15 protein-coding genes are annotated in these 19921 nt (G+C 60.8%); 7 read left to right on the forward strand and 8 right to left on the reverse strand.

Annotated features, from left to right (window positions below; all coding sequences use genetic code 11):
• Positions 1 to 76: 76 nt before the first annotated feature.
• Entirely contained in the window at positions 77 to 466 is a 390-nt protein-coding gene (locus ACYVGC_RS19970) for a hypothetical protein (protein WP_460585629.1), read from the forward strand.
• 79 nt (positions 467 to 545) lie between these two features.
• Here ACYVGC_RS19970 and msrA read toward each other — a convergent pair whose 3' ends face one another.
• A complete protein-coding gene (msrA, locus tag ACYVGC_RS19975; protein ID WP_460585630.1) occupies positions 546 to 1244 on the reverse strand; it encodes a peptide-methionine (S)-S-oxide reductase in 699 nt (232 codons plus the stop codon).
• Positions 1245 to 1428: 184 nt separating this feature from the next.
• On the opposite strand from msrA, the gene ACYVGC_RS19980 reads away from it, so the two are divergent.
• Positions 1429 to 1887 (forward strand): hypothetical protein, encoded by a 459-nt coding sequence (locus ACYVGC_RS19980; RefSeq protein ID WP_460585631.1) that lies wholly within the window; start codon positions 1429 to 1431, stop codon positions 1885 to 1887.
• Positions 1888 to 1894: 7 nt separating this feature from the next.
• On the opposite strand, the gene mutS is transcribed toward ACYVGC_RS19980, so the two are convergent.
• Positions 1895 to 4546 (reverse strand): DNA mismatch repair protein MutS, encoded by a 2652-nt coding sequence (gene mutS, locus ACYVGC_RS19985; RefSeq protein ID WP_460585770.1) that lies wholly within the window; start codon positions 4544 to 4546, stop codon positions 1895 to 1897.
• A gap of 317 nt (positions 4547 to 4863) precedes the next feature.
• Between mutS and ACYVGC_RS19990 the strand changes: the two genes are divergently transcribed.
• The 3 genes from ACYVGC_RS19990 to ACYVGC_RS20000 all read left to right on the forward strand — a co-directional run bounded on the left by ACYVGC_RS19990 (position 4864) and on the right by ACYVGC_RS20000 (position 8865).
• A complete protein-coding gene (locus ACYVGC_RS19990) occupies positions 4864 to 5400 on the forward strand; it encodes an RNA methyltransferase (RefSeq protein WP_460585632.1) in 537 nt (178 codons plus the stop codon).
• 152 nt (positions 5401 to 5552) lie between these two features.
• Positions 5553 to 8363, forward strand: a complete 2811-nt coding sequence (locus ACYVGC_RS19995) for a M36 family metallopeptidase (RefSeq protein WP_460585633.1) — start codon at positions 5553 to 5555, stop codon at positions 8361 to 8363.
• 73 nt (positions 8364 to 8436) lie between these two features.
• A complete protein-coding gene (locus ACYVGC_RS20000) occupies positions 8437 to 8865 on the forward strand; it encodes a hypothetical protein (protein WP_460585634.1) in 429 nt (142 codons plus the stop codon).
• Positions 8866 to 8929: 64 nt separating this feature from the next.
• Here the strand turns inward: ACYVGC_RS20000 and ACYVGC_RS20005 are convergent, their stop codons facing one another.
• Positions 8930 to 9676 carry a TerC family protein gene (locus ACYVGC_RS20005; protein WP_460585635.1) on the reverse strand — a complete coding sequence of 249 codons (747 nt, stop codon included), beginning with the start codon at positions 9674 to 9676 and terminating at the stop codon, positions 8930 to 8932.
• Between the two features lie 155 nt (positions 9677 to 9831).
• Positions 9832 to 10320 carry a YajQ family cyclic di-GMP-binding protein gene (locus tag ACYVGC_RS20010; protein ID WP_283566575.1) on the reverse strand — a complete coding sequence of 163 codons (489 nt, stop codon included), beginning with the start codon at positions 10318 to 10320 and terminating at the stop codon, positions 9832 to 9834.
• A 174-nt stretch (positions 10321 to 10494) separates the two neighbouring features.
• On the opposite strand from ACYVGC_RS20010, the gene ACYVGC_RS20015 reads away from it, so the two are divergent.
• On the forward strand, positions 10495 to 10962 hold the full coding sequence (locus ACYVGC_RS20015; RefSeq protein ID WP_460585636.1) for a PaaI family thioesterase: 468 nt from the start codon (positions 10495 to 10497) through the stop codon (positions 10960 to 10962).
• A gap of 129 nt (positions 10963 to 11091) precedes the next feature.
• On the opposite strand, the gene ACYVGC_RS20020 is transcribed toward ACYVGC_RS20015, so the two are convergent.
• The 3 genes from ACYVGC_RS20020 to ACYVGC_RS20030 form a co-directional block, all read right to left on the reverse strand.
• Complete coding sequence (locus tag ACYVGC_RS20020) at positions 11092 to 12183, reverse strand: NYN domain-containing protein (RefSeq protein WP_460585637.1); 1092 nt, start codon at positions 12181 to 12183, stop codon at positions 11092 to 11094.
• A 232-nt stretch (positions 12184 to 12415) separates the two neighbouring features.
• The gene (locus ACYVGC_RS20025) at positions 12416 to 13156 is read right to left on the reverse strand and encodes a metal-dependent hydrolase (protein WP_460585638.1); all 741 of its coding nucleotides are present in this window, start codon (positions 13154 to 13156) and stop codon (positions 12416 to 12418) included.
• Between the two features lie 4 nt (positions 13157 to 13160).
• Positions 13161 to 13472, reverse strand: a complete 312-nt coding sequence (locus ACYVGC_RS20030; RefSeq protein ID WP_460585639.1) for a hypothetical protein — start codon at positions 13470 to 13472, stop codon at positions 13161 to 13163.
• 125 nt (positions 13473 to 13597) lie between these two features.
• Here ACYVGC_RS20030 and mfd point away from each other — a divergent pair, with 125 nt between their 5' ends.
• The gene (gene mfd, locus ACYVGC_RS20035; RefSeq protein ID WP_460585640.1) at positions 13598 to 17080 is read left to right on the forward strand and encodes a transcription-repair coupling factor; all 3483 of its coding nucleotides are present in this window, start codon (positions 13598 to 13600) and stop codon (positions 17078 to 17080) included.
• An 83-nt stretch (positions 17081 to 17163) separates the two neighbouring features.
• On the opposite strand, the gene ACYVGC_RS20040 is transcribed toward mfd, so the two are convergent.
• Entirely contained in the window at positions 17164 to 19725 is a 2562-nt protein-coding gene (locus ACYVGC_RS20040) for a TonB-dependent receptor (RefSeq protein ID WP_460585641.1), read from the reverse strand.
• Between the last annotated feature and the right edge of the window lie 196 nt (positions 19726 to 19921).

A 19921-nucleotide genomic window follows, 5' to 3' on the forward strand; every position in this document is an offset into this window, starting at 1 on the left:
CATAACGTATCGGAAATGATGAACTCTTGAGTAGTAGCCATACCCCAAATTAATCCCTATTTGGATAGCCTCTAAGTTGCACCACGACCCTATCGGGGCGACCCTCGAAACTGAGTGGCTCGACTTTGCCAATTCGGAGCAGCTGCGGGGTGCCCTCACCGAGGCCCTGCGCCTGGGCCGCCAGCTCCGCGTGCGCGGCTGGATTGGCAACAACACGCTCATGCGCACCATCCGGCCCGCCGACCAGGAGTGGATGAGCCATACCTGGTTTCCGGAATTTGCCCGGCTGGAGGTGCAACGCCTGGCCGTAGTAGTGTCGCAAGATGCACTAAATCAGATGGGTATCAGCAATATTTTGCAAAAATCCACCAACCACACGCCCTTCGACACGCAGTACTTTTCGGATATTGAGGCCGCCCGCCGCTGGGCCGCCAGCGCCACAAAGGCTGCCATAACTACCTACTAAACAATATTTTGTAACCAAAACGGCCCCGCTACCTGGTGCAGCGGGGCCGTTTTGCGTTCTAGTCAAGGTATAACGCCGCTTACAGGTTGGGCAAGCCGGGCTTCAACTCCTGCGGGAAAAGCTTGCGCACGTGGGCTACCTTGTGCTCCGATACGTTGGCGATGTAGGGGTTGTCGGTGTGCAGGCGGTAGTAGCCCTGGTGGTAGTCCTCGGCGTCCCAAAACTGCTTGAAGGGCACCACCTGGGTCACGATTTTGCTATCGTACTGCTTGGAGGCGTTGACCTTGGCAATGGTTTCGTCGATGATTTTCTTCTCCTCCGGCGTGCGGTAAAACGCGGCCGAGCGGTACTCAGGGCCTGTGTCGTTGCCCTGGCGGTTGAGCTGCGTGGGGTCGTGGCTGGCCGTAAAGAAGATATCAGCCAACATCTTGTAGCTCACTACTTTAGGGTCATAGTAGATGTTCACCGTTTCGGTGTGGCCGGTTTCCTGGCCGGCTACCTGCTCGTAGCTGGGGTGGGGCACGGTGCCGCCGGCGTAGCCACTCACCACCTGCTTCACGCCCTTTATTTGCTCAAAGGCCTCTTCCTGCGCCCAGAAGCAGCCGCCCGCGAAGGTGGCCTGGGCCAGGCCGGTGAGGTTTTTGGGCGCGAAGCCGGCCGTGGAGGCCACCTGCGCGGCGGGGGTTTGGCCCTGCGCCTGGGCGGGCTGCTGCGAGCCGCAGGCCGTGAGAAGAGCCAGCAGGCCCAGGCCGGAAACGGCCGACAAAATCTTGGTCATGGAGTAGAAGGAAAGAAAAGCCCGGTGGCTGGATTATACGCTAGCTACCAGGCCGGTGGATTGCCACTAAACACGCGCAGTGGGCGGGGGGTTCACTGGCGGCACTCGCTACGGGCGGTGGCTACCGGGCAGCTTCGGGCGCTGCTTTTGCGTAGTACCAGCCTCGCCTTTAGCCTCTTTCGCCATGCCTCTCTTCCCCTTGTCACGCGCCCTTGGCATCGCCCTTGGTATGAGCGTATTGGCAGCCCGCCCGGCCCTGGCCCAAAACCAGGTGGCCAACTACGGCTATGGCCAGCCGGGCACGGCTGGCTACGAGCATCTCAGCTTCTGGACCCACAACGGCCGCCGCTCGGACGTGGCCTACGCCTCCGGCAAAAACCGCGAGGACGCCCGGCTGCGCTACGTCGGCCCGAGCAGGCGCAACGGGCAGCCCGGCTTCCACGTGCGGTTTCTCAACGGCCACACGCTGTATCTGGTGCCCAGCGGCACCACCCTGCGCGTAGCCACCGCCCCGGGCGCCGCGCCCAAAACCTTCACCTGGGAATACGAAGGCCCGGTGAATGGCGTCGGTACCTTTTGCAGCGTGTGCGCCGAAGATGCCCCAGCCGCCATGCGCCTCCTGCGGGCGTACTATATGAAGTAGGCGCTGCCTACACCAACCCCTTCAATTCCTGCAATTTCAGCAGGGCCTCAATGGGCGTGAGCGTATTGATGTCCAGCACTTGCAGCAGCTCGCGCAGCTGCTCTAGCTTGGGGTCGCCGGGCTCAAACATGCTGAGCTGAATTTTAGGAGCCGAGGCCACGGCGGCCGTGGCGCGGGGCCGAGGCTGGGCACTGGCTTTCGGCTGCTCGTCGAGGCCAGCCAGCAAGTCGTCCAGTGCGGTGGGGGCGTCCGGGTTCACGAGGCCGGTTTGGGTGCGCTCCTGCTCCAGGTGGTGCATTATCTCGTTGGCGCGCAGCACCACGGCGGGCGGCATGCCGGCCATGCGCGCCACGTGAATGCCAAAGCTGTGCTCGGAGCCGCCGGGCCGCAGCTTGCGCAGGAACAGCACCCGGCCGTCGGCTTCCTGCACGGCCACGTGGTAGTTGCGCACCCGCGGGCAGTCGTCGGCCAGCTGGTTGAGCTCGTGGTAGTGGGTGGCAAACAGCGTTTTAGCCCGCGCCTTGGGGTTGTTGTGCAAGTGCTCCACAATGGCCCAGGCGATGCTGATGCCGTCGTAGGTGCTGGTGCCGCGCCCGATTTCGTCCATCAGCACGAGGCTGCGCTCCGAGAGGTTATTCAGGATGGAGGCCGTTTCGGTCATCTCCACCATGAAGGTGCTCTCGCCCTTGCTGAGGTTGTCGGAAGCGCCTACGCGAGTAAAAATCTTGTCGATGATGCCGATAGTGGCCTCGTCGGCGGGCACGAACGAGCCGATTTGGGCCAGCAGCACGATGAGTGCCGTTTGGCGCAGCAGCGCCGACTTACCAGCCATGTTGGGACCGGTAATCACCACTATCTGCTGGTCATCCTGGCTCAGGCACAGGTCGTTGGGGATGTAGCTTTCGCCGGGTGGCAGCTGGCGCTCAATCACCGGGTGGCGGCCGCCCTTGATGTCGAGCGTGGGCCCGTCGTTTACCACCGGCCGGGTGTAGCGGTGCTGCCGCGCCGTGGCCGCAAACGAGGCCAGGCAGTCGAGCACGCCAATGGCGCGGGCGTTCTGCTGAATCTGGCTCACGAAGTCGAGCGCCGCCAGCGTAACCTCCTGGTAGATACGGGCTTCAATCACGAACAGCTTTTCCTCGGCGTTGAGAATCTTCTCCTCGTAGGTCTTCAGCTCCTCGGTTACGTAGCGCTCAGCGTTCACCAGCGTTTGCTTGCGAATCCACTCGGGTGGCACCTTGGTTTTGTGGGCGTTGCTCACTTCGAGATAGTAGCCAAACACTTTATTATAAGCCACTTTCAGCGACGAGATACCGGTGATGGCCTGCTCGCGCTGCTGCATTTTAAGCAGAAAATCCTTACCCGAAAAAGCCAGCCCGCGCAGCTCATCCAGCTCGGCATCTACGCCGTCCTGAATCACGTGGCCCTGGTTGGTGAGCAGCGGCGCATCGGGCTTTATTTTGGCCTGAATCTCCTTGCGCAGCGAGTCGCAGGCGTTGAGCTGGTCGGCCAGCTTTTCGAGGGCCCGGATGCCCGAGCCGGCCAGCTTGGCGCGCAGCGGCCCAATGCTTTCGAGGGCCCGCGCCAGCTGCAAGAGCTCGCGCGGGTTCACGCGGCGCACCGCTACTTTGGAGATAAGGCGCTCCAAATCATTGATGGGGCGCAGCTGGCCCTGCACTTCTTCCAGCAGTTCGGGGTCGGCCACGAGGGCGGCCACGGTGTCGAGGCGGCGCTGAATCTGGCTCACTTCCTTGAGGGGCAGCACCACCCACTTGCGCAGCAGGCGCGCGCCCATCGGCGTAATGGTTTGGTCGAGGATGTCAATCAGCGGCACGCCGCCGGGGTGCTGGGCCTGCACCAGCTCCAGGTTGCGCACCGTGAAGCGGTCGAGCCACACGTACTTGTCTTCTTCCAACCGGCCCAGGCTGGCAACGTGCTGAATATCAGTATGCTTGGTTTCAGCCAAATAATGCAGGATGCAGCCGGCCGCAATCACGCCCTCCTTCAGGTTATCGACCCCGAAGCCCTTGAGCGAGGTGGTGCGGAAGTGCCGCGTGAGTGTGTCATGGGCGTAGTCTTGGCCAAAAACCCACTCGTCGAGCGCGTAGGTGCAAAAGTCGGGGCCAAAGTTGCCCTCAAACTCCACCCGGCTGCGCTTGCAAAACAGCACCTCGGCGGGCCGGAAATTCTGAAGCAGCTTGCCCAGGTAATCGAGCGTGCCCTGGGCGGCCAGAAACTCGCCGGTACTGATATCCAGGAACGAGATGCCGGCCTCCGTTTTGCCGAAGTGCACGGCGGCGAGGTAATTATTTTGGCGGCGCTCCAGGGTGTTGTCGTGCAGGCTCACGCCGGGCGTCACGAGCTCAGTTATCCCTCTTTTAACCAGACCCTTAGCTAATTTCGGGTCTTCGAGCTGGTCGCAGATGGCCACGCGCTGGCCGGCGCGCACCAGCTTGGGCAGGTAGGTATCGAGGGCGTGGTGCGGGAAGCCCGCCAGCGCCACCTCGCTGGCCGTGCCCGCGCCGCGCTTAGTAAGCGTGATGTCGAGGATGCGCGCGGCCGTAACCGCGTCTTCGCCAAAGGTTTCGTAGAAGTCGCCCACCCGAAACAGCAGCACCGCACCGGGGTGCTCAGTTTTGAGCTGGTAGTACTGCCGCATCAGCGGCGTGTCAGCCACCGCGACGGGCTTAATATGGTCGGGCCCCAGCGACTTAATGGCAAACTTGGTGGCGGGGGCGGCAGAGGCAGGGGCGGTAGACAAGGCAGAAGCGCGAACTTTGGGGCTCGCGTTGATAAAGTACTTGATAAGTAATCACCCGTCATCCTGAGCCTGCGAAGGACCTCTTGCGCAGCTGGGCGACTTGCGCCGGCAACGCGCACGGGGCAAGAGGTCCTTCGCAAGCTCAGGATGACAGATTGAGCGGAATTCCATTTAAAAACCCCTTTCGCGAACCACAAAGTTCGCCCTCCTTCCCGATGCGCAAACTCACCATGACCGAGTTAAACCGCCTGCCGGTGGCCGATTTCAAAGCTACGCCCAAAAGCCCGGTGGTGTTAGTGCTTGATAATGTGCGTAGTCTGCACAACGTGGGGGCCGTGTTTCGCACCGCCGACGCCTTCGCGCTCGAAAAAATCTACCTCTGCGGCGTCACCGGCCAGCCCCCGCACCGCGAAATCACTAAAACGGCCCTCGGCAGCACCGAGTCGGTGGCCTGGCAGTATACCGCCACCACCCTCGAAGCCGCCCAGCAGCTCAAGGCTGCCGGCTACCAGCTGGTGGCTGTGGAGCAAACCACTGGCTCGGTGCTACTGCCCCAATTCTGGCCCGAGGCGGGCCGGCCGCTGGCCCTGGTGCTGGGCAACGAAGTGCTGGGCGTAGACGACGAGGTGCTGGCCTTGTGCAGCGCGGCCGTCGAAATTCCGCAGCTCGGCACCAAGCATTCGCTCAACGTGGGCGTGGCTGCGGGCGTGGTGCTGTGGGATGTGCTCAGCAAGCTAAAAATATTCGGCTAAGCCCTTGGCAGGCATGCGAATACTCGACCATAAGTAGGCAGCCCGGATTTTTTCTACGTTTTTTCAAAGGTTAAACGAAGTGGTTTGGGAAATATGTTTATCTTTGGCACCTAGCCATTGTACTCATTTTTTCTCTTCCTTTTTCCTTTCCTATGACGTTGTTCTCTACTCATTTGGGCTATCGGACGCTGGCCCTGGCAACGGCTTTAGCCTTGCCGGGTATTGCTCAGGCCCAGCAGGCGCCGCCGGCCACCGCGCTGTCGTCATTTGCGGCCAAAGCCAAGGCCCAGGGGCTAAGTGTGGCCGACCTGCTCGTGACCAGCACCAGCTACGATGCCAGCATTGGCGTAACGCATACCTACTTCCAGCAGCGCGTAAAAGGGGTAGCTATCTTCAACGCTTACGGAGCCGTGCACACCGACAAAACCGGTAAGGTGCTCTTCGCTAATCAGGACTTTGTGGTGGGTGCCGCCGCGCTGGCCCCGTCGGCCACGCCGGCTCTCACGCCCGCACAGGCCGTAACGGCCACCAGCGTAGCGCTGGGCCTGCCCCGCCCCGTGGGCCTTCGCCCCGTGGTGGAAGCCCGCTACGCCGACGGCCTAGTGTTCAACAAGGCTGGTATCTCGGAAGAAGATATTCCGGTGCAGCTCATGTACACCCGCGTTGATAATAAGCTGGTGCTCGTGTGGAACGTAACCATCGCCCAGCTCGACCAGCAGCACTACTGGAACGCCCGCGTGGATGCGCAAACCGGCCGCTTGGTGGAGCAGAACGACTACACCGTGAGTGAGCAGACCAGCTTCAACCAAACGGTGCTGCACAACCAAACCAAAAAGCAGCGCGCCCTGGCCTTTGGCCAGGTGGAAGCCCCCGCGGCCCTGCTTAGCCCCACCAGCACCACCGCCGCCAACAGCGTAACCGTGGTGGCTTTCCCGCTGGAGTCGCCCGAGCAGGGCGCCCGCACGGTGGTGCCCCTGGCTCCCGTTGGCTCGCCCTACTCGCCCCTGGGCTGGCAGGTGGCCCAGGCCCCGGCCGGCACATTTGCCGACACGTACTCGTTTCTTTCCACGGGCAAGTACATCACCCGCGGCAACAACGTGGCAGCCTACGATGACTACAGCAATGGCACCAGTGGTGCTGGAGCTGCCAACTACGCGCTCTCGACCTCGGCCCCCGATGGCGGAGCCACGCTGAACTTCGACTTTCCCTTCACCCAGGCTTCCGGCGCGCGCAACAACCTGAACGCGGCTACCACTAACCTATTCTACGTCAACAACATGATGCACGACGTCATGCTGGCCCACGGGTTTGACGAGGCATCGGGCAACTTCCAGTACGCCAACCTCACCAAGGATGCCACGGGCGCGGTGAACGGCAAAGGTCTCGACCAGGTGCGGGCCGAATCGCAGGATGGCAGCGGGCGCAACAACGCCAACTTCGGTACCCCTACCGATGGCAGCAACCCCACCATGCAGATGTACCTCTGGGACAACTCGGTGAATACGCTGACTATTTCGGCTCCTAGCACTATCGCAGGAACATACAAATTCAATACCGCCCCTTTTGGCCCCAGTGTATCATCACTTCCTAATGGTATTTGTGGCAACATTGTGCCGGTAAACGATGGTGCAACGGCCAGCGGGGGCTTACTATCCTGCGTGACACCCTATGTGAATGCGGCAGCAGTAAGCGGAAATATCGCGCTTATTCAGCGTGGCACCTGCGCTTTTGTTGATAAAGTCAAAATAGCGCAAGCCAACGGAGCTACTGGCGTTATCATTTTTGATTCGGACCCTCTTGGCACAACGCTCATAAACGCAAGCGGCGCGGATGCGTCAATAACAATTCCTACTATTTTCATCAGTGGTGCAGATGGTGTCAAGGTTCGGGCAGCGCTCACTGGCACTACGGTAGGCACTGGTTGCGCCAAAACAATAGTAGGAGCTGATTGGGACGGTTCATTTGACAACGGCATTGTGGCCCACGAATACGGCCACGGCATCAGCAATCGTCTCACCGGCACTAAGTTCAACTCGTCGAGCTGCCTGATTGGCAACGTCGGCACCAACGACGCTCCCATCTACACCCAGCAGATGGGCGAAGGCTGGAGCGACTTCTTCGCCCTCTGGATGACCACTAAGCCCGGCGAAGATGGCAGCAGCAACCGCTACGTAGGCACCTACGTGGAAGGCCAGACTAGTGCCAAGGGCACCGGCATCCGTACCAAGCCTTACTCGACTAAGTTTACCAGCAACAACCTGACCTACGGCTCCGTTCTATCTCTCTCAGCTACTGGTGCCCCTCTCTACCAGGAGTCGCACTCGCTGGGTGAGGTCTGGACCACGGTACTGTGGGACCTAAACTGGCAGTTTATCTATAAATACGGCTACAACTCCGACTTCTACTCGGCCAACGGCGGCAACAACAAAGCTCTTAAGTTGGTGTTAGATGGCTGCAAAGTGCAGGTGTGTAACCCTGGCTTCCTCGACGGCCGCGACGCCATCTTGCGCGCCGACTCGCTCACCAACCGCGCCGCCAACTCGGAGCTTATCTGGAACGTGTTTGCCCGCCGCGGCATGGGCTTTAGTGCCGTTACCGGCGACCGCGTGAGCGGCACCGTGCGCTTCACCGGCGTGAAGGAAGCTTTCGACGTGCCGCCCAAAGTGCGCGTAATTGCCTTGGCCAGCCAGAACGCCGTTACCGTAGCCAACGCTCTGGAAGCCTACCCCAACCCCGCCCAGGACCGCCTCATTGTGCGCACGCAGCTCAGCAGCACCGCCCCCATGCAGGTAACCATGGTTGACCTGATGGGCAAAGTAGTGCTGCGCGCTACCGTGCCTACCGCCCAAATGCAACAGAGCGGCGCTGAGCTGAATACCAGCCAGCTCGCCACCGGCCTCTACGTGGTGCGCGTGAGCACCACCGAAGGCAGCTACACTACCAAGGTGACCATCCAGCACTAAGCTGCCTGGCACCCGAGAGTTAAAAAAGCCCGGCTTCGGCTGGGCTTTTTTTGTGCGCGTACTACCCAAGCTTATGTCCGATTTCTCCTCCCCTACCCGCGCCGATGCGGCGCTGCTGGCCCTGCGCCCGGCCATTGCCGGCCAGCCGGCCGCCATCCCCACCCCGGCCACCGTAGCCGATTTCCAGCACCAGGTATTGCGCCCGGTGCTCAAGCTCCAGCACGCGGTGCTACTGGCCACCGTGGCCGACTTTGCCCACGACTACCACCTGCCGCTGGCTGCCGCCGAGCCCGCTGAGGCCACCCGCCTGCTCACTGAGCTGCTGGCCCGTAACACCCGCCTGCGCGCCACCCTGGTGGGCCTCGTAGTGGGGATGCTCACGCAGCCCGAGCTGGCCTTTTACCGGCTGCACCGCCCCGAACTAAACCGCCGCTTGCTGGACCTGGCCGAGCAGCGCGTGCTCACCAGCCTCGACGGGCTGCCTGCGTACTTGCCCGGCTAAAAGCCAACGAGCGCCGCCCGGACCAACCGGACGGCGCTCGCTCGTAAAAAAACGATGGATTTGCCTAGTCGTACTGCGAGTCGCGCAGCTTCACGGGTGCGGCCTTGCTTTTGCGGCGCAACCGCATATTCAGCAGCTCTACCAGCAGCGAGAAGGCCATGGCAAAGTACAAATAGCCTTTCTCCACCTCCTTGTGAGCGGCTTCCATCACCAGCATGAAGCCAATCATAATGAGAAACGACAGCGCCAGCATTTTGATGGTGGGGTTGCGGTTCACAAAGTCGGCCACTACGCCGCTGAAAGCCAGCATGATACCCATGGCGCAGATAACGGCCGCAATCATCACCAGCACGTTATCAACTAGGCCCACGGCCGTGAGAATGGAGTCGAAGCTGAACACGATGTCGATGATGATGATTTGCAGGATGATAGCGCCTAGCTTGGCGTGCGTCTTCACAATATTTTCCTCTTCCTCCTCGCCTTGCAGCTTGGTGTGGATCTCGGTAGTGCTCTTGTACATCAAAAACAAGCCCCCCGCCAGCAGGATGAGGTCGCGCCCGCTCACGCCGAAATTATCGACCAGCGGCGGAATGTTGATGGTGAATAACGCCGTGCGCAAACTCACAATCCAAGAAATACTCATCAGCAGCCCAATGCGGAACACCAAGGCCAGCAGTAGGCCAATGGTGCGCCCACGGGTCTGCTCCTCGGGGGCCAACCGATTGACAGTGATGGAGATAAAGATAATATTATCAATTCCCAACACGATTTCCATCAGCGTGAGAGTGAGCAGACTAACCCAGGTTTGCACCTGTGAGAAAGCGGCAAAATGCTCGGAAGAAAAGGCAGCGAACGGTGACAAACGAAGACGGCTAAGAGGTCGGAGACAATGAATGAATGATGAAAAATACGGCGTACCCACCCAACCCAAGCGGCATTTGGCTTTGGGAGCGGGGGCAGCCTGGGTTATTTCATATTCACAAATTGCAGGGGCTGGCCATTATCGGTGCGGCGCAGTAGGGCAATAACCGCCTGCAAGTCATCTATCTTTTTGGCCGACACCCGAATCTGGTCGTCCTGCATCTGAGCCTCCACCTTGATTTTGCTGTCCTTAATGGCCTTAATGATTTTGCGGCCCGCGTCCTTGTCAACTCCGGCGCGCACCTTCACCGTTTTTTTGACGAGCGCGCCGCTGGCCTGCTCTTCGGCCGTGAAGTCGAGGGCCGTGCCGTCGATGCCCTGCTTCACGATACGCGCCATCAGAATATCTTCGAGCGCCTGAATGCGCATCGAGTTTTCGGAGCTGAGCAGCACGGTATTATCCTTTTTATTCAACTCGATACCGCCCTTGGTATCACGCAGGTCGTAGCGCGTAGCCAGGTCTTTTTTAGCCGTGTTAACGGCGTTTTCCAGCGTCTGGGGGTCTACTTTGCTAACAATATCGAAGGAAGGCATGGTTGTCTAAATTTAGAGAAAAATCCAGCGGGCCCGCAGGTTTTACCCCCTGCGCGGCCGGCTGGCTACGAATAGGCAAAGGTACGGGCTGGGCTGCAGCGGGTTTAGCTTGCACCACTGTTGCGCCATTTGTTAGCTACGTAGTTTCACTTTCTTCCCTATTCTTCCCCAGCAATGCCCACCCCCACCGATTGGCCCACCCTGGTAGCCCACTACAACCGCATCAACCGCTATGGCCAAGCCAACGGCATGGCCCTCACCGTGCCCGCCCCCGGCCAGGCCGAGTACCGCATGATTATTCAAGACGAGCACCTGTCGTCGCCGGGCACGGCGCACGGTGGCGTGCTGGCCGGCCTCATGGATGCCGCACTGGGAGCCGCCGCGCTCACCCTGGCTTTCACCGACGGGGACTTGGTATCTACTATCGAATTTAAAATCAATTACTTACGCCCTGTGCACTTGGGCAACGAATTGCTGGCCGTAGCGCGGGTCGAGCACACGGGCAAGTCAATTATGGTGGTGAGCGGCACCATCTACCAGCACGCAGCCGAGGGCACCGGGCCGGCCGTGGCGCAGGGCCTGGGCACCTTCAACCGCTACCCGGCCAGCAAGCGGGAATTGGGAATTAAGAATGGGGAATGAGGGAGTGGAAAACAACAAAACCCGTTCGTCCCTGCCGAATTAAGTGGCAGGAACGGACGGGTTTTGCTGTCCGGAAAGATGAGTTACACGTTGTTAACTCTTCCTTCCAACTTCTACATTCTAAACTCCTTACAGCACAGCACCCACCGACTGCATAGTGGGAGCGGGCTCGTAGTCGCCGTCTTCGTCGCCGGTCAAGTTAGGAGCGGGCACCTTGCGCACGTTGCGGGCGCAGTCTTCGTCGCGGTGGTTGCGGCCTACCGTAAACTCCACCCAGTCGCCCTCGCGCAGGTCGTTGAAATCGCCCTCCGACAAGTCGGCGTAGCTGAAAAACAGGTTGTTAGGCGGCATTATCACAAAACCAAAGCCGTTCTTCAGGTTCTTGATTGTGCTGATGCCAATGGTACCTACCGGGCCGGCGGCCGTGGGACCCGAGGGGCGCACGGCGCGGCTAGCGGCTGCGGCGGCCAGGGCCGCTGCTGAGGCGGCGGGCGCGTAGGCGGGGCTAGCAGCTGCCCCGTTGGTGGGGGCGGGCGCGGGCATATTGGCAAACGCGGCGGGCTCGCTCTGCGTCACAAACATGTTCTCCACTACTTCGTCCTGCTCCTGCAAGCCGCGGTCGATAACGGCGTGCATGGCCACCGGGTAGGTAGCCTGCTCCAGTAGGTGCTGCGAGGCGCGCGTCACGCGGGTTTCACCCTTGAAATCTTCGTATTTAAAGTCCCAGTTGAGCAGCATTACGCGGGTGCCCACCGTGTTGAGTTTGCGGATGAGGGGCACGTAGTCGGAGTCGCCAGCGATGAGCACCACCACATCGAGCGACTTGTGCAGGGCCATTTCGAGGGCTTCGAGGCTGAGCCACACGTCGATACCTTTTTCCTGGAGGCGACCGTCGCGGGTTTTGAGGGGCATGTAGTGCGTGCACACGCCCAGGTTCATGAGGATATCGTCGAGCAGGCGGTCGTGGAAGAGGCGGTCCTTATCGCGGGCTTCGGTAGCCGATAGACGGCCCCGGAAAAAGTGAGAAGTGGTAACCTGCGCTAGTCGCACGTCAACATCTTCTTCCTCAGCTACTTGGTGCCGAATGAATTCGTGCAGGCCTTCGAGGCTGATACGAGCTTTACGCTCATGCTGAAAATAGTAATAATCACTAATTTTAAGGAAATAATTGCCGTCGTAGAAAACGCCGACCCGGATGAGCGGACTATTCATCTGGTTCATAATAAAACAGAAATGTTGGTGGGTAAATTTTGAGAATGGGGTAGCAGTTGAAATAACGCCCGCCGAATAGCGGCTTAGCGGGCTAACACGTTAAAAATCAATGAGCTCGGTGGCTCACAAGCCTAATTTGGCCGGGTTGTTATAGTTCACGGTAAGATACAATTAGCCCCACCGTGTTCCCCGCTCCGACGCGAAGCTAAGGCCGGACAAGTAGATACACAAGTTATTCATTTTAAAACCCAACGCGGCCAATCACCAGCCCCAATACCAGCAGCCCATAGCCCAGGCAAATGGTGGCTTCCATGACGTTACCCGCTTTAGAGCCCGTGCTTAAAAGCGGAATTTTGAAGCTGAAGTCGGTGAGGGGCCGCAGCCACTGCACGCCCGACTTGGTGAGCGTATCGGCCAGCAGGTGAGACACATAGCCGCCGCCCGCGTAGTAGGCCACGCCGTGCCAGCCCAGGCTGCGGTTGGCCAGGTCGCCCACGTAGGTCCAGAACGCCACCGCCCAGATGGTGTGCGTCCAAGTGCGGTGCGAGGTATAGGGTGCCAGCGAAATGTAGCCACCTAATAAACTAAGCCATAAGAACTTGGCATATAGGCCCGCCAGCACCGTGGCCATGCCCGTAAACAGCAGCGCCAGCTTGCGGGCGTGGCCGCCCTGCAACGACACGCCCAGCAGCCCAAAGGCCAGCGCGGCAATGTAGGTGAGGCGCTGGTCGGGGCCAGGGTGCAGTTGCAAGTAGGCGTAGGCCGCCAGCGCCAGCGCCGCCGCCCCAAACGCCCAGCGCACGTAGGCGTGCATAAAGCCCAGGCGCTTGCTAAGGCGGCTTTCGGGGTGGTCGAGGTCGGGGGCGAGGGCCGAAAAGCCGGCCAGGGCAATGCCGGGCAGCGAAAACGGGATGCCGGGCACGAGGCCCGCAATGGCCACGCCCGTAATGAGGCCGATGGCCAGGTGAGCAGAACCGCGCAACTATTTAGGCTTGGGGATTTTCTAGATTATTCAACCGGCCGGCGTGGTTTTTCAGCTGGTCGTCGTGGTCGAGCAGACGGGTAAGGAAGGGCTCAAAGCCCCGCGTGATGCCGTCTACAATGCTGCGGCTATTCTCGCGCATTTCTTCGCGTAGGTCAACGCGCAACAGCTTTATTTCGGTTTCTACGCCTTCCATGCGGCGTTCCAAGCGGTCGAGGCGGCCGTTGATGGCAGTCAGTTCCGAGCGCACTTCGTGCATTTCGATGATGAGCTCGGACACTACTTCGGGCAAATCGCGGTTAGGAGGGGTGGCCATTGCTAGTAATTTTAGTCCAAGGTACGGCAAACCTATGGGCCACCGTAGGAGTACTACCCTCGCTGCCCGACCGGAATGAACCCCGGCCGGGCTGGCTGTTTTTAGTTTATCGTTAGCAATATTCCGTGCAAGTAGCTGATTTTCTTCGCCTTTATCGCCTCGACGCCGAGCTGCAAACCCTGAGCGCGCGCCTGCTGAGCGCCGCCCAGCCCACCGACGCCAAGCGCCCGGCCGACGAGGCTGCCCACGGCGGTGAGCTGCGGGTGCAGCTGCGCGGGCTGGTGGGCTCGCAGGACGCCGTGGTGGCCGCCGCCGCCGCCCAGTACGCGCACCCCAACGTGTTTGTGCTACATGACAAAGACGAGGCGGCGCTGTTCATGGCCGACCTGCGCCATCTGCTGCCCGAGGGGCCCGAGGCGCTGCTTTTTCCGAGCTCCTACAAGCGGCCGTATGAGTTTGACGAAACGGAGAATGCCAACGTACTGATGCGTGCCGAGGTGCTTAATCAGCTGAATGCCAGTCGTAATCCTGAGGCGGCGGCACGCAAGATGGCCCCACTCATCGTCACGTACCCGGAGGCATTGAGCGAGAAGGTTATCAACCGCCAGAGCCTGGTGCAAAATACGTTCACGGCGAAGGTGGGCGACAAGCTGGATGTAAATTTTCTGGGAGAGCTGCTGGCGCAGTACGACTTCGAGAAATCGGATTTTGTGTACGAGGCCGGGCAATACGCGGTGCGCGGCGGCATTGTGGATGTGTTCAGCTACGCCAATGAGCTGCCCTACCGACTCGAATTGTTTGGCGACGAGATTGAGAGCATCCGCACGTTCAACCCCGAGACGCAGCTTTCGGTGGAACCGCGCACGACGGTGAGCATTATCCCGAACGTGCAAACCAAGCTGCTGCAAGAGCGACGCGAGTCGTTTCTAGAGTTTTTGCCGCGCACCAGCTGCCTGTGGGTCAAGGATATGCGTCAGACGCTGGACGTGGTAGGGGAGCTGTTTGAGAAGGCCGAGAGCAACTTCAAGCGCCTGCTGGAAGAGGCCGGCGGCATGCAGATTGTATCGAAACCGGCCGACTTATTTGAGGCCGCTAAGAGCTTGAAGAAGTGCCTGGAAGAATTTGCGATTGTGGAATTCGGCAAGCGGTTCTACTTCAAAAATGCCCAGGATTTCCAGTTTGCGGCCAAGCCGCAGCCGAGCTTCAACAAGGATTTTGACCGGCTGATGAAGAACATCCGGGAGAATAAGGTGCGCGATTTCACCACCATTATCGCGGCCGACTCGGTGCGGCAGGCCGACCGGCTGCGCACGATTTTCGACGAGCTGGACCCTAATGTGCAGTTTCAGCACTTGCTCATTGCCTTGCGCGAGGGCTACGTGGATGAGCGGCTTGGCTTAGCAGTTTATACTGACCACCAGCTGTTTGAGCGCTACTACCGGGCCCAGGAAACGCGCAAGTTTTCCAAGAAAAAGGCCCTGACCCTGCGCGAGTTGAAGACCTTGCAGCCCGGCGACTACGTGACGCACCAGGACTACGGCATCGCGCGCTTTGCGGGGCTCACGCAGGTAGAAATGAACGGGCACACGCAGGAGGCCATCCGGCTGGTGTACCGCGACGACGACGTGCTGACGGTGAGCATTCACGCGCTGCACAAAATTGCTAAATACAGTGGCGCGGAGGGCTCGCCGCCCAGCATGAGCAAGCTGGGCTCGGCGGAGTGGGAGAATAAGAAGAAGTCGGTCAAGAAGAAGGTTAAGGACATTGCGGCCGACCTTATCCGGCTGTATGCCAAGCGCAAGACGGCCCCCGGCTTCGCGTTTTCCCAGGATGGCTTTATGCAGGCCGAGCTGGAATCGAGCTTCATTTGGGAGGATACGCCTGACCAGGCCAAGGCCACGGAGGACGTAAAAAACGACATGCAGCAGCCACACCCGATGGACCGGCTTATCTGCGGCGACGTGGGCTTTGGCAAGACGGAAGTGGCTATTAGAGCGGCCTTTAAGGCGGCGGCCGATGGCAAGCAGGTGGCGGTGCTAGTGCCCACGACCATCCTGGCGATGCAGCACTACAAGACGTTTCGGGACCGGCTGGCCAACCTGCCGGTGACGGTGGAGTACATCAACCGCTTTAAAACGGCCAAGCAGATAAAGGAGACGATGGAGCGCGTGGCAGCGGGCCGCACTGACATACTTATTGGCACCCACGCGCTTACCAATAAGAAGCTGCAATTCAAGGACTTGGGCCTGCTCATTATTGACGAAGAGCAGAAGTTTGGCGTGAAGACCAAGGACAAGCTCAAGGAAATCAAGGTGAACGTGGATACGCTCACGCTGTCGGCCACGCCGATACCGCGCACCTTGCACTTTTCGTTGATGGGCGCGCGCGATTTGAGCGTGATTGCCACGCCGCCGCCCAACCGCCAGCCGGTGACTACCGAGCTGCAGGTGTTTGACGAAATCATCATTCGCGACGCGATTGCGCGGGAGCTAAAGCGCGGTGGGCAGGCGTTTTTTGTGCACAACCGGGTGAGCGACATCGAGGAAATGGCGTCCATGATACTGCGCCTCGTGCCCAACGCCCGCGTAACGTTTGCCCACGGGCAAATGGACGGCGACACGCTGGAAAAGCGCATGATGAAGTTTGTGGAGGGCGAGTACGACGTGTTGGTGAGCACCAACATCATTGAGAGCGGGCTCGATATTCCGAACGCTAACACCATCATTATCAACCGGGCGCATCTCACGGGCCTCAGCGATTTGCACCAGATGAGGGGCCGCGTGGGCCGCTCCAACCGCAAGGCGTATTGCTACCTGCTCACGCCGCCGGTGGCCAACCTGCCTTCGGATGCACGCAAGCGCCTGCACACACTGGAGGAGTTTTCGGACCTGGGGGCGGGCTTCAACGTGGCCATGCGCGACCTCGACATTCGGGGGGCGGGCAACCTACTGGGCGGCGAGCAGTCGGGCTTCATTAACGACCTGGGCTACGAGGCCTACCACCAGGTGTTGGATGAGGCCGTGCAGGAATTGAAGGAAACCGAGTTTCGCGACCTATTTCTGGGCGAAGGCACGGCTGGCACCAGCCAGCAGCGCCTGCAGCAGGCGGCCGGCGCGCTGCCCGGCCACGGCGGCCCCAAGGAAACTCAGATTGAGACGGACCTGCCGGTGCTCATTCCGACCACCTACGTGGGCAACGTGTCGGAGCGCCTGCAGCTCTACGCCAAGCTCGACCGCGCCCAAAAACCCGAGGAGCTGACCAAGCTGGTAGCCAGCATGACCGACCGCTTTGGCCCGCTGCCCGAGCAGGTGCAGCTACTGGTGGATATTGTGAAGCTGCGCTGGCAGGCCGGCAACCTGGGCGTGGAAAAGCTGACGCTAAAGCGCGAAACGCTACGCATTTACCTGCCCGCCGGGGCCGGACACGAGGCCTACTTCCAGGGCGAAGACTTTGGGCGCATTCTCAACTTTGTGCAAACCCACCCCCGCACGGCCCGCATGAAAGACCAGAAAGACAAGCTGCAAGTGACCTTCGATGCCATCAGCAGCGTGGGCAAGGCCCAGCACCTCCTGGCCACGCTCGGGGCTGAGGAGATGGTGATGGCGTAGGCGCTTCTTGTGCAAATAAATAGGCCTCAGTTAGTAGCGGTTATCGCTACTAACTGAGGCCTATTTATTTGTTAATTAAGTAGTTATCTACTCTTCGGTGCTACGTAAATAGTAGCAGTACCCCGGCTGGGGTCACCATTCAGGCTGATGCCTTCGGTGGCAATCTGGAAGTTGCCGCTGCCGTCGGCGGTGTTGAAGATGAATTCGCCCTTGCCGGCGATGTCGGTGCTGAACTCGGGGTCCCAGTAGAGGGTGAGGCGGCGCGGGTCGGCGGCGGGCGCGTTCATAACGGGCGCGCCGTAGTGAGGCTGATAAAACTCGCGGGCCTGGTAGTAGCCCGGCAGCTTAATAGTGATGAGGCCAGGGCTGGGCCCTTTGTCTTCGCCTTTGTAGTTTTTGTTGGCCCGCTTGGTGTATATCGCAATCACGCCGCCCGAGCTGCCAAAGATGGCCGCCTCGGTTCCTTTGAAAACTTCCACGGCTTCTATCTGATTGGCGGGCAAGGTATTGATGAAGTCAATATCGGTGCGCGTGCCATCAAGGATGAAGATGGGCGAGCCACTACCGCGAATCTGTACGGTCATGTTGGGCGGGGAGCCGCTGATGGTGAGGCCTGCCACCCGGGCCTGCAAGATTTGCAGGGCGCTCATACCCGACTGCGCAGCGGGAATCTCGGTGAAATCGACTATCGTGTTGGCCACCACGCCGGGGTAGAGACGGCGCGTATCGTTGGGGGCAATGACCTGCTTTTTGCCGGTCACGGCCACGTTGGCCAGCTGCACGCTGCGGATGTCGCCCTCGGGGCGGCCCTGGCGCTCCTGCACTTGCTGCTGGCGGCTGCGGCGCAGGTACTCAGCTACGCCCGAGGTGGTAGCCACGGGCGGCAGCGGCGGCAAGGGCGCTCCCAGGGTAGGCGGTCCCATATCGGGCCGCACAATGACGTTGCTACCCCCCGTGGCGCGGCGTGCCTGCAAGGTGATGAGCGACGTGTCGCGCCCCGGAAAGCCACTGAACAGGAAGCGGCCAGTGGCGTCGGTAGTGGCCGTGGCTACGTTGCGCGCCGGCTTGCTTTGCACAAAGGTGAGCTGGCTGCTCGGAATCCCGGTTTGGCCCATACCCGTGACCTGCCCAAACAAGGTAATGCCCTGTTCGACGCCATAATACAGCGGCGGTGGCGTGGGGCTGAGCACCTCCTTCCACACGTAGCGGCGCCAGCCCTGGGTGAGGAGCAGGTCGTCGAGGGCGCGGGTGGTTTCGGGCGTGGGGTTTTGGAAGTAGTAGCCGGGGCTCTCGACGTAGCCGGCCAGGTCGGAGGTCAGCAGCAGGTGGCTGGCCACGTTGCCAGCGTTGGGGTCGAGGGCGGCGGCCCCGGCCTCGGCCACCGTTACGGAGAGGTGGGTGGCCACGGGCTGGCCGGCGGCGTCGGCCACGGTCACTTTCACGTGCACGGCGTCGTGGGGCGCATAGGCGGCCTTATCAGGAGTGAGCACCACGCGCAGGGCGGGCTGGCCCATCAGCACGAAGGCCAGGCGCTCGGCCTGGGCCGTGCTTTGGGCATCAAATAGCGTAAAGTGCAGAATACCATTGGGATAACGTGTCTTGGCTACCGTCCAGGTCACGGGCTTGCCGTCGTCGGTTAGCTGCTTGGGCACTAGGCCAATGATGAAGCCGCGCACCTCGGTGAGCAGCATCACCGGGCCGGGCACCGGGGCACCGGGCGCACCGCGGTAACGGGCCTCCACGGTGTAGCTGTCGCCGGCGTCGGCCACGTGCAGGGCGTAGCCGGTGGCCTGCACGGCGGGCAGCGGGTAGTCGGCACTTGTGCCGTCGGGCAGCTTCACGCGGGCGTGGTAGCGCTGGCCGGCGGCGGGCGTGAGGCTGAGCCGGCCCATACCCGCGTGCTGGGCGCTGAAGGCCGCCCCTACGGGTTTGTTCTGCTCATCCAGTACCTGGCCGCTAACGGCGATGCCCCGCCCGGTGGCCGCCACCGCCTTAAAGCCCACCACGGATGGCAGGCCGGCTACTAGCGGGCCGCCCTCGGCGAAGAATTGCACGTCGGGCTTGCCAGCGGTGGGGGCCAGACGCGGCATGGCTTTGAGAGCGGGCGTGGCGGGGGTAGTGCCACCGCTGGCCGCGTCGGGCGTTTTGTCGGGGTCGGCGGGCCACACTTGCAGCTGGCGCTCAAACACGAAGCCGGGGCCCGCATTGCGCATCCAGGTGGTGTAGGCGCGCAGCAGGTAGATGCCCGCATCGAGGCTGTCGCTCAGCTCAATGTCGCCGGCGGCGCGGCCGCCCACCAGGCGCAGGGTGCGGCGAGCCACTACCCGGCGCTGCGGCGAAAGCAAATCCACGTGCAGCACCTTGCTGAGGGTATCGGTGCGGTGGCGCATGGCGTCCACCACGTAGGCGCTCAGCCAGATGGTTTCGCCGGTGCCGTAGGCGGGGCGGTCGAGGTGTAGGTACACCTTTTCGGGCAGGGTGCGCGCGTAGAAGACGCTCAGCTTCTCGGCGATGACCCGAATGGGGTTGTCTTCGGCAGGTAGCCGAAAGGCCGTGAGGGCCAGCACGCCCGCGGCCACGGCCGGCACCCAGAGGCCGGCCCACCGCTTGCTAGCGCGCCCGTTGGCTGATGTTTTTTTTAGCATATCACAGAAAACAACGAATGCGGCGCGCCACTAGCGCCTACCGGCGCCCACTCACAAGCCTACGCCCGACCGCGTGGCGAAAGTATGAAGGTGAGATTTAGAATTTGGAATGATACCAAAACGCCTGTCATTGCGAGCGCAACGAAGTGGAGCGCGGCAATCGCACCTAAGCGATACCCGCCCGGTAACGTGTTGG

Source organism: Hymenobacter arcticus, from assembly GCF_054779975.1.

Coding starts and splice junctions, on each gene's coding strand:
- msrA (WP_460585630.1), bottom strand. CDS start 1,244: ATGACCAAGATTTTGTCGGCCGTTTCCGGCCTGGGCCTGCTGGCTCTT.
- ACYVGC_RS20015 (WP_460585636.1), top strand. CDS start 10,495: ATGCCCACCCCCACCGATTGGCCCACCCTGGTAGCCCACTACAACCGC.
- ACYVGC_RS19990 (WP_460585632.1), top strand. CDS start 4,864: ATGCGCAAACTCACCATGACCGAGTTAAACCGCCTGCCGGTGGCCGAT.
- ACYVGC_RS19995 (WP_460585633.1), top strand. CDS start 5,553: ATGACGTTGTTCTCTACTCATTTGGGCTATCGGACGCTGGCCCTGGCA.
- ACYVGC_RS20010 (WP_283566575.1), bottom strand. CDS start 10,320: ATGCCTTCCTTCGATATTGTTAGCAAAGTAGACCCCCAGACGCTGGAA.
- ACYVGC_RS20000 (WP_460585634.1), top strand. CDS start 8,437: ATGTCCGATTTCTCCTCCCCTACCCGCGCCGATGCGGCGCTGCTGGCC.
- ACYVGC_RS20020 (WP_460585637.1), bottom strand. CDS start 12,183: ATGAACCAGATGAATAGTCCGCTCATCCGGGTCGGCGTTTTCTACGAC.
- ACYVGC_RS20030 (WP_460585639.1), bottom strand. CDS start 13,472: ATGGCCACCCCTCCTAACCGCGATTTGCCCGAAGTAGTGTCCGAGCTC.
- mutS (WP_460585770.1), bottom strand. CDS start 4,546: ATGCGGCAGTACTACCAGCTCAAAACTGAGCACCCCGGTGCGGTGCTG.
- ACYVGC_RS19980 (WP_460585631.1), top strand. CDS start 1,429: ATGCCTCTCTTCCCCTTGTCACGCGCCCTTGGCATCGCCCTTGGTATG.
- ACYVGC_RS20040 (WP_460585641.1), bottom strand. CDS start 19,725: ATGCTAAAAAAAACATCAGCCAACGGGCGCGCTAGCAAGCGGTGGGCC.